Consider the following 14,796-nt stretch of genomic DNA (forward strand, 5'->3'; position numbering starts at 1 on the left):
AGTCGAAATCTCACTTTCACAGATTTATTTTTGATACCCTAAAATTGAAAGGCTATCGTTCATTTTTAAAAACAAGGTTACTCTTCCTTGACCTACAGTAATACTTTTAATATCACGAACCTCCCCTTCTATGAACAATCCAGAGTCGTTAGATTTAAGAATTGAAAAATCTCCTTTTCCATCGCCTTTTAAAAAAAGTGCCCTATTCCCATCTTGGATACCTACCTCCGGTTTTGACCAATAAAAATTACCTCCAAGAAGTATATCCAAATTACCATCTTTATCATAGTCCAAGACTTCTAAGGCATAAACTGGTGAAAATTGGGCTTCCGAAGGAAGCTTATGTTCCTCATATCTTCCTCCTTTATACAAATAACAAGTCGAAGCCATAGTACGTACTTTCAATACTCTTGATTTTTTTATCGGTTCTATCCCAAAAATATCTTCGACCGTTTGTTCCTGATAGCTCTTGAATTTTAAATATTTTTTTTTTAAATAAGGAAGTTGTGAAACTAAATCTGTCTTTCCAATTAAAGGATATTCCTTTTCTCCTTTATAGGAAGTAATAATATGCTCTGTTTTCCCATTGGCATCAAAGTCCTCTACATACATTCGAACAGGCTTATTGGAGGTAGCCTTAAATCTCGAATTTAAACCATGGTTACCAACAACCATATCTAAATGTCCATCTGAATCTATATCAGCAATTTCTATTGTATTCCAAAAACCATTGCTCCTCTCCAAACCAACTTCCTTAGTGCTTTGCACAAATGAACCTCCATTATTTTGAAAGATAGAAACTGGCATCCAATCCCCTATCACAACCAAATCTTCATCATTATCATTATCATAATCAAACCATTTGGCATCTGTTATCATCCCAATTCCAATTAGTTCTGGTGCCAATAAATCTGTCTTATTGGTAAATTGTCCCATTCCATCATTTATAAGTATATAACCGTTTACTGGAATACCATAATCAAAAGACTTTGAGCGCGTCCCCACAAACAAGTCCTGATCACCATCATTGTCAATGTCAGCAGCCGTAACACAAGAGGAATTCTCATAAGCATTGGTTGGTAGATTTTGACTAGATAATACGTAATTGCCGTTTCCCTCGTTAATATAAAGCCTATCTTTTAAGGAGGAAGAAGTAGAAGGGAATTCATTGCCACCACTACACACATACAAATCCAAATCACCATCGTTGTCAGCATCAAAAAAACAGGAACCAGTATCCAAACTGGATTTATCATTTTCAAAGCTAGGTTGCGGCTTTATAGTAAAATTATCATTGTTATTTTGAACGAATAGAACACCAGATTCCCCTTTTCCACCACCAATATATATATCATCTCTTGCATCGTTATTAACATCTGCCGCTGACATTCTTGTACCTTCTGCAGATTGCATGTGGAACAATAGTGGATTACGATTGAAATCATCAAAGCTTGATTTCTTGTAATGATATTCCAACCCTTTATTGCCATTTTCCAAATTGAATATTCTCTTTACTATTGTTATATGTTCTTGTTCCGTTGGGCTAGCGTTTTTATTTATTTTTTGGGAAAATGAAATTATTTGGTCAATTGGAATATTTTTTTCTATCTGTACAGACAAATCTGGCCATTGAATACGAATAGAATCAAGCTTTGAGTTTATCCCAAGTCCAAAGTGAAGTCTATAGTCCACTGAGGATTGGTAGCCTCTCATTGGCGCAAGTTCTTGATATTGCTCAACACCATCCTGATAAACTGTCACCTGGCTACCCAAGGCGAAAGTGTTATTTCTAGTACCTTCTAAAGCTATGGTCAAAAAATGATTTTCCGGTCGTAACGATTCCGTATTATTCCGATAAACCGATGCTAACATATTAACATTGTTCAAAACCAAATCAAGGTCCCCATCATTATCCAAATCTGCATAAGCGGATCCATTTGAGAAAGTAGGCTTCTCAAAACCCCAATCTATAGTCTCATCTGTAAAGGTAAGATCACCATTATTTTTATAGGCAAAATTAGGCAAAGGGGTGGAGGGTATACTATCTATTAGCTGTTTAAGAAAACTACCCCTTTCCTCAAAAAGACGATGCGCTGTAATGGGATTTGCATAAAAGTTTAAATAGTCTAAATCGATAAGGTCTTTATAGATTCCGTTAGCCACAAATAAATCTTTTAGCCCATCATTATTAAGGTCCGCTATTAGTGCTCCCCAGCTCCAATCTGTAGCATCCACTCCAGAGAATCTTGAGATTTCACTCATGAATATGTTGTCATCATCATCTTTATATCCTCTATTCAATTGTAGGACATTCCTTGAAAACTGCTTATAATATCCGGCTTTGATATTGGCCTGGTATTTATTCCAATCCTCAAAAATTGCTTTTGTCTTTAAGCGGGATTCTTCTTTAGGAAGCATTTCGGTCACAAAGATCTCTGGAAATCCATCATTATTGATATCTGCCATATCAGCCCCCATAGACCCAAGACTAATTTCACCAATAATATTTTCTAAATTTTCGGTGAATGTTCCATTTTTGTTATTGATATACAGATAATCCTTTTCAAAATAATCGTTGGAAACAAATATATCTTGCCAACCATCCTTATTCAAGTCCCCTATGGTTACTCCTAAACCAAAACCTATAGTACTACCGTAAATACCAGCATGTTCACTAACATCTGTAAAAACAGCACCATCATTCCTATAAAGCTTATTCCCTCCGTAGGGATCTCTAATCAAACGCTGATCCTTTTTTAAATTATAATTACCTATAGATTTGATTGAATTGTTTAGTAGATACATGTCAAGGTCCCCATCCTTGTCAAAGTCAAAAAAAACGGCATGGGTAGAAAACCCATAATCTGCTATTCCATACTCTTTAGCCATTTCCTGAAAAATAGGGTATGCACCAGTTTCATCCAATCCTTTATTAATGAAGAGTTCGTTGTTTCTTCTTTCACCTTCCGGCTTTCCAGACTTACATATGTAAATATCCACCAATCCATCTCCATTTACATCTGCAAAACTAACACCAGTTGACCAAACCCCTAAAGAGTTAAGTCCACTTTCATTGGTTACATCCTTAAACTTAAAATCTCCCTGATTTAAATACAGTTTATTAGATACCATACTACCGGTAAAAAATAAATCTTGAAGCCCATCATCGTTTATATCCCCAATGGCAACCCCACCGCCATTGTAAAAATTACGATATGTGTAAGTATTAAAATCCTCTGTATAAGTTAATCTATTTTCAAAATCGATATTAGTAAGAGATGAAGGTAAGGATGTAAAAAGAGTCGTTTCATTCGTAGTGGTTTGTGCATCTCGAACATCCTTTCTACAAGAAATGTAGAGTAATGGCAAAAGTAAAATAAAACTACACAAAACCTTTCTTTTCATAAAAGAGTGTCTAAAAATAGGAAAGACACTTAAATATAGTGTCTTTCCTGATTAACTAACTAAACAACATTTTTTAATACGCCTAATAACCAGGGTTTTGAACTAGATTAGGATTCCCGTTAAGTTGATCTGTGGGGATAGGAAAAACATTTTTATTAGAATCTGTTATGGTTTTTTCCCACCATTGTTTATCAAATCTATTAAACCTAATCATAACCGTTCTTGCTTGGCATTCAAATGCCAATTCTCGTTGAATCTCATCATAGAGGGCATCTTCCGTTATAGGATTAATCGCATCCAAACCTACTCTTTCGCGTACCTGCCTAATAAGTTCAACAGCTTCGCCACTTGCATTATCTTCTCTCCAAAGCGCTTCAGCCCTCATCAATACCACATCAGCATATCTAACTGCTGGAAAATCATTTTCCATTGCCGTACCAATACCATTTTCAAACGTATACTTTCCTATCCGTGCACCAGATTGACTGAAGGCCTTGGGCGTTAATTCATTAATAAAGGGAGTGAAAATCAATGGTGGGCCATCAGGTTCAGGATTGCCTTTTGAATCTACCTCAATGGCCCCATTAGGATCATTAATAGGCTCCCCAGAACTAGTATATTGTTGACCTACAATAAACATTTGCTTACGTCCATCTGTTTCTTCGAAAGAATTATAAAATTCCTCCAATGCCGTATAACCATTCCATGGCCCATTTTGCAAATCATAGGTTTCCTTATTCAAAGGGTGTAAAGTTTCCATATGTAAAGCAAATCCAGGTCCACTGGATTTGGAATAAGGAACTACAAAAATATTTTCGTTAGACCCTTCGTTTCTAATTTCAAAATTATCTAAATAATTAGGCTCTAATGAATATTGCCCACCATCTATTATTTGCTGTGTAAGGGTCGCTACCTTTTCCCATTGAGGTGTGCCTGTATAAGTTTCAGCATTTAAATATACCCTTGCCAAAATACCCATGGCTGACCAACTATTTATTCTTCCATACAATTCACCTTTTGTTCCCGATGGTAAAAGTGGAATCAGTTCTTCCAACTCAGCAACTATATAATTGAACACCTCCTGTTTTGGTGTTCTTGATGGACTTGCCTCTGCAGTAGCAAACGTGGTCACCAATGGAACATCGCCAAACATATCCATGGCAATATAGAAATAGAGTGCCCTAATTGCCCTTAGCTCAATAACTGCCGCCTCCGAATCTGCAGCGGATACTTGAAACTCTTCAATGAGTCTGTTACAAGTGGATACACCGCTAAAACAAAAGTTCCAAGCCCCATTGATATCGCCTGAATTGTTTTCCCATTCATGCCTATGAAGCCTTGCCCAGAGACCACCATCATCCCATGGTCCAAATTTTGCAGGGGCAGCACTAGTTTCAGTAGAAAGTTCCTGAAGATTAAAGTAACTACCCGCATATCCCTGTTTTAAAGGTTCATATGCTGTTAATATTGCAGCTAGCTGTGTATCTGTAGTCGTATACTCGGTTAATGGAGTCAAATCACTATAAATTTCTGTCTCAAGATCGGTACAGGATGTGATAAGCATCAAACCAAGGATACTATAACTGGTTAATTTTATTTTTACTGTTTTCATTTTGCAAGTTTTTATATTAAAGTCCTATGTTTAATCCTAAACTAATGGATTTTGTACGGAAATAAGAATTTCGGTCTTCAACACCAGGTGCCAAGGGCGAACCACCATATGTATACCGAACCTCCGGATCAACACCTGAATAGCCACTGATTACAAATAAATTCTGTCCTGAGGCATACAGTCTAAAACTCTTTATAGCAGAAGATTTACTGATTTCAAAGTTATAGCCCAAAGTGATGTTGTCTAGCTTCAGAAAATCTGCCTTTTCTACATAATAGCTGTTCCAACTTTCTGGCTGTGTCAATTCTGGTAAATAATATTTGGTTCTAACCGGGTTATAGTTATTCGAGGCAGCAGGAGATTCATAATAGGCCCTATTGATATTTACCAAACTATGGCCAAAAGCACCTCTAATCGTGAAATTAAGATCTAAATTCTTATAATTAAATGAGTTGCTCCACCCCAATTCAAAATCTGGCAGACCATTTCCTGCCACTACAGCATCATCTTCTTGGTTAATAGTACCATCCCCATTAATATCTGTGATTATTCTTCTACCCTGATCATCCAATCCTTCAAAGGTTGGCGCCATGATATCACCTATCTTTTCCCCTTCCTTTACACGAATCACCAAAATATTATTCAATCCGGGAGCACCAAGATTTCCAAGGAATATTTGCTCCCTATCACCATCTAAACTAACAAGTTCAGTATTGAATGTTGAAAAGGTTATTCCTGTATCATAAGAAAAATCTGTTTTTTGAACCACTGCTCCATTCAAAGCTATTTCCAGACCATTGGATTTTAATTCGCCAATATTCAATAAGGTATTTGGGAAAAAATTGGGTGGAACTGGAACGCTAACGGACTGTAAAACATCTGTTGTATTTCTGCTGTAAACGTCAACTGAGCCATATATTCTGGAATTCAAGAAACCAAAGTCCAAACCTATGTTGGTTTCGGCCTTTTCCTCCCATTTAAGATTTGGGTTAGGGTTGGATGTAAAATTAACACCTTGCAAATAACGTGTATTATTAAAAAAACTTCTAGAGCCTCTTGATAGCCTTGTTCGGCTTTCATAGTTTTCATTTGGTAAATTACCTGTAACACCATAACCTGCACGAAGCTTTAAAGCGCTAAATGGAATCTCAAACATCTCCGCAAAATCAATTCCTCCACTAATAGAATAAAAATCACCCCACTGTTCGTTTATACCAAATTTTGAAGATCCTTCTCTTCTAAAAGAACCACTTATGAAAAGCTTGTTCTCGTAATTAAACATAGCCCTACCAAAAAAAGAAATTAATCTAGATTCTTCCTTTTGACTATTCATTCCAGCAAACGCATCACTACCGGTAGCTGTACCCAAACCTAGCTCCAAAGAATTATATAGCAAATCATCTGTAATAAAATTAGTATTAAAGGCATTGAAATTCTCAAATGACAATTGCTGCCAAGAATAACCTCCTAATAAGGAAACCTTTAAACCATTGAAGGTTTTCTGATAATTGGCCGTTAATTCGAAAAGTTCATTCTGTCTATCCTCACTTTCTTTGCGTGCACGCCCATTTTGACCTGATGCAGTCGAAAAGCGTGTTTTTGAGGAAAAGTATTGGGAACGCAGGTCACTCTCATATTGTAACGAGTAGAATGCCGAAAAGTCAAAATTTTCTGTGAAATTATATTTAGCCCTAATATTCCCCAACATAGTTTTAAACTCACCTTCATCTGTGACTTCATTCGCAATTCCTAATGGGTTGTGATACTCTGGCGTAGTAGGCTCCCAATAACCGTTAGCTGGGTCGCCTCCATTATAAACCGGAGCTGTTGGATCCGCAATTATCGCAAACCGAAGTGCTTCATATGGCTTAAATTGGGCACTTCTTTTTGTAATACCACCATTTAGTGTCAAAATAAATTTATCGTTCAAGGCACGCTGTTCAAAGTTGAATCTTGCGTTTAATTGCTCAAAGCCAGTACCTAAGCCAACACCTTCGACGTCCCTGTAGTTAATTGAAGCTCTATAATTACCATTTTTAGTGCCATTAGAAATTGCTAAATTATGAACGTTTGATATTCCTGTTCGTGTTAATAAACCCAACCAATCAGTTTTATAACCGTTGTCAATACCACCGGCCTCAACAAATTGTTCTGGGGTAGAATTAGGCACAAACCTAGCAACACTTTCAACTGCTAAATATGTATTATAATCGATTCTAGCTGCATCTACGCCAACAGCTTTTTTAGTAGTTACCAAAATAACCCCAGAAGCACCCCTAGTTCCGTAAATAGCTGCCGCAGATGCATCTTTAAGAACCTCTATAGATTTTATATCATTTGGATCAATTAAAGCTAAAGAACCTCCAACTACTCCATCGATAACAGTTAAGGGTTGAGAATTAGCCCCAAAAGTTGACAACCCCCTTAAACGAATATTGAAACCGGCATTTGGATCACCACCAGGTTTTGCAATTGATAACCCCGCTACTTTACCCTGTAATAATTGTGAAGGGTCATTGATATTACCCCTGTTAAATTCTTCAGCATCAACACTAGCAACAGCACTGGTTATTTCCCTTCTTTCAACTGTACCATAACCAATACTGGTAATGGTAACTTCGTTGAGTTGGGTTGCATCTTCTCCTAAGGAAACATCGATTATAGACTCTTCTAAAACAGGAGTTTCAAACGCTTTAAAACCAACAGAACTAAACTGTAAGACATCAGAAGATGAAGCTTGAATGGAATATTTTCCATCGAAATCAGTTACGGTCCCTATATTGGTACCCTTTACAATAACATTGACTCCTAATAATGGAATATCATCAGTAGCGCTAACGACAGTACCTTGAATTGTTTTTTGGGTTTGTCCAAAGCCGCACACAGTAACCAATAATAGGAGAAAAGTCAATTTCCCAACGTATTTGGGAAGTCGAAATTCAAATCTGAAACGAATTAGTTTTTTTTTCATAAGTGAGTCTGGTTGTTTATTAAGTGTCATAAATACACAAGTAAATATATAAATAAAAAACACATATGCAAGAGCTATATTTAAATATGTGTAATTTTAACACTAATATTTTAGCACATTAAGAATTAACCAGTCCAATTAGTAATAATTTAGCTTTTTAGGAATAGCCGGGTTATTTAATTAAAAATTATCTAAATGTTGTTAAATTTGCTAAGCAAAAATTCAACAATGATTTTAAATAACTATAATAAGGAAGACAAGATTCTATTGGCAGTTGATTGTATAATTTTTGGATTTGATAAAGAACAATTAAAAATTTTATTAGTTAAAAGAGACTTTGAACCAGAAAAGGGAAATTGGTCCTTAATGGGAGGTTTTCTTAAAAAAGAAGAGGATTTAGACAAAGCGGCCATCAGGATACTTAATCATTTGACAGGTCTAAACAATATATATATGGAACAGGTATATTCGTTCTCCAAAGTAGATCGTGATCCTGCCGAGAGAACAATTTCTGTTATTTATTATGCCTTAATTGATATCGCATCTCATAACAAGGAACTTTTAAAACAAAACCCAATACATTGGTTTAATCTTAAGGATGCACCTAAATTGATTTTTGACCATAACCGTATGGTGGAACGCGCAATGTCTAGATTACGCAAAAGAGCATTAAACAAACCCATTGGCTTTGAACTGTTACCTGAAAAATTTACAATGCGCCAATTACAAAAACTGTATGAAGCCATATTGGATAGGAAATTGGACAAACGAAACTTCATTAACAAGTTCAATTCTTTAGATATTCTAATTAAGTTGGATGAAAAAGATATGAGTTCCTCCAAAAAAGGCGCATTTCTATTTCAATTCAATGAGAAAAAATACAATCTTAAAGTACAAGAAGGTTTTAATTTTAAGCTATAATATTATATACTTCGCTGAGTTCAACCCATAAGTGCAATACACTTATCTTTTAGGCCTTCAATTGGGTTCTTACAACTGAATTTTCTAATGGGTCTTTAATTTAGTAATCTTTCTACTTCTTTTATCCTTTTAGCCGAAACATGTCGAAGGTCTGTTTTCATACGGAAAAATCTTCTGATGACTCCTATTCCTTTCACTACCGCCCTTTTGCCCTACGACGTCTAAGGTCTTGTAAAATATATTTTCACGTTTAAGTCTTTTACTATTTTGTAGTGATAGGCAAATTCTTTTCTATTATCAAGGGTGAGTGTTTCGACCCAAGATGAATTAAAGTTAGTAAGCCGTTCGTTCATTTTATGATAGACTTCTTCTGCATTTTTACTATTTAGTTTTTCAATCATAGTTACTAAAGTCGTCCTATCAGTCATCACCAATAAAGCCGACTTATGATTTTCCCCTATCATAAGATTAACTTCTATATCGCCGATACGTGAGCGATGTTCTACAACCTTTGGTCGTTTGTCAATGCCTATTCGGCCAGTAATGACGCCACGTTTATCTTTGGTTTAATTCCGTTTTTGTATTCGTCCCGTATGAAACAAAAGCCTGTATAATTTTTTATAGTTCACATGACCCTTATGGTCACTGTATTTTTCGGCCCATATCCACTTGTATATAGTCTCGTGGTTTACGCAGAACCCGGCCTCTTTGTTAGATCGATTCGCTATGAAATCCGGACTCCATTTTTGATGGCTTATAGGTCCTTCAATGCACTTTTTCGGACCTTCGCCCAAAAAGAATTTGTTTAGGCTTGGTACTGTGGCTCAAATTAGTCTTGCCCTGGGCGTGTTCTACAATATAAAGCCCAGCTGTTTGCCCTCGCTTAGGTACGTTACTCAACTCGCGGCTTATAGTGTTTTATGGACCACCTACTTGAGCGCTTATTTCTGTTTGGGATAATCCTACTTTGAGTAGCGAATAAATTTGATACCTTTGAAAAAGGCAAAATTGTTTATGATTTTATTTCATGCAAGGCTCAATATTCGTGTTGCACTTATGATTTGAACTTATATTCTTTTACTAAGGTAATAATCTAACTAATTTATATTCTCCAGAATTAAATAAAAAATATTGCTGGTTATGTATGTACTACAATATTCTTGAAAACTTATTTAAATCTTCGGTAAATTCTAGTTTGCACAAAAAAATTGGATATTTATCGAGAGAGAATTACAATAGTTTTAGACTCCACAGCTACTAGGCGACGTGTCCCCTTATGAGTTCATAGAAATGTATTAAAATAAACCTTTAATAAAAAAGCATAAACCATTGCTTCCGGTTATAATCGTCAAAAAAAACTAATAGGCATCATAAGTAGGGAACTGAGAAATACGCAAAGTGTTACAGCCATAGGGAACCAAAATAATATCTTCTATTATTCCTTTATCCGCTGAATATGGTCTCCAAAAAGCAGGCAAATTTGGAACTCGTTCAACAGCTTTCCACTCCGGTATCCTAATTCCCATCATTTTTAAGGATATTGGTGTATTTTGAAGGTTCCAAGGGTAGGCCCCGTTCCATGAATTCTCTATAATTTCAATAGAATTTGGAATATTATCCAGTTACTTTTGTAGTAATCTAAAGTTCCAGGGTTCTTTTGAAAAAACTTCTGTGAATTGTTTGTAAATATCATTGGTTATCTTGACTTTTTCCTCGCTTTCAATTTTTAAAGCATAGACTAATGGCCCTCTTTCCACTGCATTGGTAAATTCATACCATAAAGATGTTTCTAGTTGCATAGGTAATCTTATGATATCGCCATTCTTCCATTACCTATCTGAAATTTTGGTGTCTATTTTTTTACCATTTACACTAATAGATGCCCCGTTGCTCCATGCTGGAATTCGTAAGTGAAAAGGGAATTTGGCATCTTTATCAAGTTGAAATTCAAAATTAATATTTTCCCTAAAAGGGTATCCTGTTGTTTCTACAATTTGTAAACGAACATTATCTGCAACCTTCATATTTACTGTGCTAGAAGCATACTGCAATGCCGCAACCCCTCCATCAGGTGTAGCATAAAACAAATTTTGTGTGAATTTTGGCCATGATTGATGCATATTGGTTGTACAATAGGGATAGCCCGTAAGGATTCCGTAAACAAAATTGATTCCCTTGTGTCCGTTGCTTTGAAAAGACATATCCATTCTGTCGCTGATTTCAATCTGGTTTGCAGCCTGGAAATACTGTCTTGAACTATAATCATCCGATGCCTGTACTGGGAATGCATTATAGGTGATTTTTTCAAGTTGATCGGCAAATTCCATAACTCCGGTAATTTTCACCATAGTTTCTAAGGAAAACATTTCTTCGGAAATAGCGCAAAATTCTATCCCCTAAATTGGGTTTGAGCCGTGCAACGGTTCATCAACACCATACATTCCTTGAACCTGACCATGATATTTCTTAATATCTTTAAGCGCTTTTTTTACCGCAATTAAATGGTTATTGTCTCCATCCTTTTGATAGGCTACAATAAGTTCTTTCAACCCTTGCGCTAAATTGACCGTATGAAGGCCTCAAATTTTTGAAACCGTTAAGGAATTGATTTCGGTAGAATCAAATGGGTAGCCTTTCAACTTGTCATAATACCATACTTCTTCAGAATTATTATAGTTTTCTTTGTTCAAAAATACAGTAGTCCATGGAAAAGTCTGCTCCTGGAGGATATCACCAAGCTCCAAAAGGAAATTTTCTCCAGTTAATTTATACAACCAATACACTACTTGTAAATTATCACCCCTCTTCTATTCGCCCAAAGTGTTAATTTATCAAGAGGGGTGTTTGGAAGTTCCTTTAATTGATATTTAAAGTATTTTGTTAAGGTTTCAATCGCACGCTGATCTCCCGTAGCGTTATAATATTGTTGTAGCACTTTCAACATTACCATTTTTGGCCACCAATCCTTACGTTTCCCCCTTTGCAATCCAACTTCATATTCTGGCTCCTTATCAAAAGGTACAGGACCAATATATCCTTCTTCCGTTTGATTGTTAATTGTCCAATCTACCCATTTTTGTACCTTATCCTTCAAATTTTCATCCTCCAGTATATAAGCCAAAGGCAAGAGACCATCTACCCAATAAGGGCCTCTTTCCCTACCATCTCCATCTCCACCCAACCATCACCATCCATTACGTGGCCCCACGACTTCCGGGTAAATATTATCTAAATTCCCTGTCATTCCTGAAGCCATTACCTGTAATTGCTCTCTTAACCAGCCATTGGGTTTAATGGCTCCCAGAGGGAGTTCCAAATAAGGTGACTCCTTTAAAGGCAACCTATGTTCGACATAGTTAGAAGTAGTTTTAGTTGCAATCAAGGAGGAAATTTCATCAATTGATTTATGTCCCTTACAGGAAAATAATACCGTAAAAATCATTATTATCAATATCTTATTTTCATCCCTTGTGCTTATTAGTTCTGATTCTCACTTTAAAAGTGTTTCCTATTTGGCATCAATCCAAACTGCCATTTCACCCATTTTTCTATGCGCCCATGCAAAATAAGGTATGGCGGTAATCTTCTTTTTTTCGTTGCCCATCATGGCTGCTCCTGTAATTTTCCCCACTCCGTTCAGAAGGTTTTTTTCAAAGGTGTAATTAAGATTTCCCTGTTCTTGAATTTCAAGAGAAAGGACCCCATCAGGGTTATCCGCTTCCTCCACACAATATACTAATGGTCCCCTTTCCAATGCTATTTTTCCTCGGTCTGCAACAACTTTTTCATTGGCCACGACTTTACGCACTTCCATTTCAAAATTCAGATTAACCTTATCACCTTCCTTCCAACTTTTCTTATCAAGCTCAAGGTATCCATCAGAAATAAAGGCCTTTTGTTTTTTACCATTTACACTAAGTTCAACCTTTAAATCCTTTTCGTCCTGATACTGGTATAAATTACCGGGCATTACTTCTCCCCGCAACCAACCTGGTACTCGAATCTTAATATCAGCAATAACATCCTCCTTATTATCAAATGAAATTTCGACTGCCCCATCCCACGGATAATTAGTTGTTTGGTTTATAATCAAATCCTTACCACCCACATTTAATTCTGCCGTACTTCCTATAAATAAATTTACAAATACTTCATCATCCTTTGTAGCATATATATAACCTGGTAATGAAGGTAAAACCCTTACAACATTAACTGGGCAGCAAGAACAATCAAACCACGGTGAGCGTCCACAGACACCTTGATTAAAAGTTGAGAAACCATCCGTTTCCAAAGGATTTGGATAAAAGAAAGTATTCCCTTCAAAAGATACCCCAGATAAAAACCCATTGTAAAGCGTTCTTTCAAAAACGTCCATGTATTTTACATCACCCTCCAATAAAAAGAGTCTATGGTTCCAAAACATTAACGAAATCGCAGCACAAGTCTCTGTATAGGCAGTAGCGTTCGGAAGTTCATAATCTGGTCCAAAACCCTCATGCTTAGGCTCCGCTCCAATACCGCCTGTCAAGTAAATTTTAGCATCAATTATATTGTCCCAAATCTTATGTAATGAGGCATCATATTCATGAGTACCTGTTATTGCCGCAATATCGGTGACTCCTGCATAAAAATAACCCGCTCTTACAGAATGCCCCACGGCCTTTTCTTGTTTTCTAAAAGGTTCTGCATCTTGTGCGTATTCCCCATATAGGGTATGACCATCCTCATTACCTCTTTGGTCTATAAAAAACTTGGCGAGATTTAAATATTTTTTATTTCCGGTAACCCGATAGAGTTTTACCAATCCTAGTTCTATTTCTTGATGTCCCGGTACTCCCATATTTTTGGCAGGACCAAAGACGTTTTCTATTAAATTTGCATTTTTAATGGCAACATCCAAAAGGTTACGCTGGCCAGTAGCTTCAAAATGCGCAACTGCTGCCTCATACAAATGTCCTACATTGTATAGTTCATGATACACTCCTAAATCTGTCCATCTCTTCTCCCCTCCTTTGTCAGCCGCTTTTGATGGGTCTATAGTCCTATTTGTATACAAATATCCATCCTCTTCTTGTGCGGCCGCAATTTTAAAAATAACATCATCTAGATATTTTTTCAACCTTTCATCTGGATGTACCTGAAGTGAATAGCTTGCTCCTTCAATGATTTTAAAAACATCTGAGTCATTAAAAAAGATTCCTTCAAACGGTCCCTCTTCCAAACCCCCAGCTCTTTCAAAATTATTTATCCTTCCAGTTTCCTCACTTTTTTGAAAAGTATATGGGATTGTTACTTCTCTATTGGTTTCAAGTCTTTTTTGCCAAAAATTATCCTTAATCTGGACCTTTGTAAATGGAACAGGTTTTATTGGATAATCTTGTTTTACCTGTTGGGCAATTGCAAGATTCACAGCTATCATCATAACAATCGTTACTATACCCGGTAACCGATTTTTAAATGCGTTTAAAACAATGGTACAAATCGATTCTATTTTAGTTATTTTCATTATTGCTATCAAAATTTAATTATTAATAATCTGCCTTCTATACCAGTCTGGTTATTTTTATTTTGATTTGACCAAAAATAGCTTCCTTTTATTTTATAAAACCATTAATTACAGGGCTATAATCAAAAATAGTATCTAAAAATCCTTTTTGTATTCCTTACTACTATTATCCGTTTTACTAGAGCTGAATTTATTTTAAAAGATTGAGTTATACGCCTAGTATCTGTTTTATGTTTTTATGATAAATAGGTTTGGCTAAGACCATTCTTTCTATAGTTTTATGAAAAATACTTTGCTTGAATTGAGAGCGGTTGATTCTAAAACAAAATTCATCAAAGTAAGCTTGTACGTGCCATTTGCTTACGTGAGTTGGTATTGCTC

The 14,796-nt window shown here is 36.0% G+C and carries 12 protein-coding genes and 2 pseudogenes; 1 reads left to right on the forward strand and 13 read right to left on the reverse strand.

All coding sequences use genetic code 11. The annotated features are described in order from the left end of the window. Positions 1-24: 24 nt before the first annotated feature. The 3 genes from ES765_RS18725 to ES765_RS18735 form a co-directional block, all read right to left on the reverse strand. A complete protein-coding gene (locus tag ES765_RS18725; protein ID WP_138115874.1) occupies positions 25-3,405 on the reverse strand; it encodes a VCBS repeat-containing protein in 3,381 nt (1,126 codons plus the stop codon). A gap of 82 nt (positions 3,406-3,487) precedes the next feature. Continuing rightward, positions 3,488-5,017 carry a RagB/SusD family nutrient uptake outer membrane protein gene (locus tag ES765_RS18730; protein ID WP_138115875.1) on the reverse strand — a complete coding sequence of 510 codons (1,530 nt, stop codon included), beginning with the start codon at positions 5,015-5,017 and terminating at the stop codon, positions 3,488-3,490. Between the two features lie 16 nt (positions 5,018-5,033). Beyond that, a complete protein-coding gene (locus ES765_RS18735) occupies positions 5,034-7,988 on the reverse strand; it encodes a SusC/RagA family TonB-linked outer membrane protein (protein ID WP_171017368.1) in 2,955 nt (984 codons plus the stop codon). A 228-nt stretch (positions 7,989-8,216) separates the two neighbouring features. Here ES765_RS18735 and ES765_RS18740 point away from each other — a divergent pair, with 228 nt between their 5' ends. Beyond that, complete coding sequence (locus ES765_RS18740; protein ID WP_138115877.1) at positions 8,217-8,909, forward strand: NUDIX hydrolase; 693 nt, start codon at positions 8,217-8,219, stop codon at positions 8,907-8,909. 221 nt (positions 8,910-9,130) lie between these two features. Here ES765_RS18740 and ES765_RS18745 read toward each other — a convergent pair. From ES765_RS18745 to ES765_RS18765, 10 genes and pseudogenes are all read right to left on the reverse strand, one after another. After that, positions 9,131-9,457: pseudogene (locus ES765_RS18745) on the reverse strand (IS30 family transposase); the annotation flags it as partial. 810 nt (positions 9,458-10,267) lie between these two features. After that, on the reverse strand, positions 10,268-10,438 hold the full coding sequence (locus ES765_RS21895) for a hypothetical protein (RefSeq protein ID WP_171017369.1): 171 nt from the start codon (positions 10,436-10,438) through the stop codon (positions 10,268-10,270). Positions 10,439-10,531: 93 nt separating this feature from the next. Next, complete coding sequence (locus ES765_RS21900; RefSeq protein ID WP_171017370.1) at positions 10,532-10,708, reverse strand: hypothetical protein; 177 nt, start codon at positions 10,706-10,708, stop codon at positions 10,532-10,534. 30 nt (positions 10,709-10,738) lie between these two features. After that, positions 10,739-11,275 carry a beta-L-arabinofuranosidase domain-containing protein gene (locus ES765_RS18750; protein ID WP_138115879.1) on the reverse strand — a complete coding sequence of 179 codons (537 nt, stop codon included), beginning with the start codon at positions 11,273-11,275 and terminating at the stop codon, positions 10,739-10,741. A gap of 30 nt (positions 11,276-11,305) precedes the next feature. Continuing rightward, positions 11,306-11,458, reverse strand: a complete 153-nt coding sequence (locus ES765_RS21905; protein WP_171017371.1) for a hypothetical protein — start codon at positions 11,456-11,458, stop codon at positions 11,306-11,308. A 30-nt stretch (positions 11,459-11,488) separates the two neighbouring features. Beyond that, the gene (locus ES765_RS22120) at positions 11,489-11,683 is read right to left on the reverse strand and encodes a hypothetical protein (protein WP_212744270.1); all 195 of its coding nucleotides are present in this window, start codon (positions 11,681-11,683) and stop codon (positions 11,489-11,491) included. 8 nt (positions 11,684-11,691) lie between these two features. Then, positions 11,692-12,090, reverse strand: coding sequence for a beta-L-arabinofuranosidase domain-containing protein (locus ES765_RS22125; protein WP_212744271.1), 399 nt, complete (start codon positions 12,088-12,090; stop codon positions 11,692-11,694). 3 nt (positions 12,091-12,093) lie between these two features. After that, positions 12,094-12,351, reverse strand: coding sequence for a hypothetical protein (locus ES765_RS22130; protein WP_212744272.1), 258 nt, complete (start codon positions 12,349-12,351; stop codon positions 12,094-12,096). Positions 12,352-12,417: 66 nt separating this feature from the next. Beyond that, on the reverse strand, positions 12,418-14,415 hold the full coding sequence (locus ES765_RS18760) for a glycoside hydrolase family 127 protein (protein ID WP_138115880.1): 1,998 nt from the start codon (positions 14,413-14,415) through the stop codon (positions 12,418-12,420). Positions 14,416-14,623: 208 nt separating this feature from the next. Then, a pseudogene (locus ES765_RS18765) lies at positions 14,624-14,796 on the reverse strand (IS1595 family transposase); the annotation flags it as partial.

It is taken from the genome of Maribacter sp. ACAM166, assembly GCF_005771495.1.
Lineage (GTDB): Bacteria > Bacteroidota > Bacteroidia > Flavobacteriales > Flavobacteriaceae > Maribacter.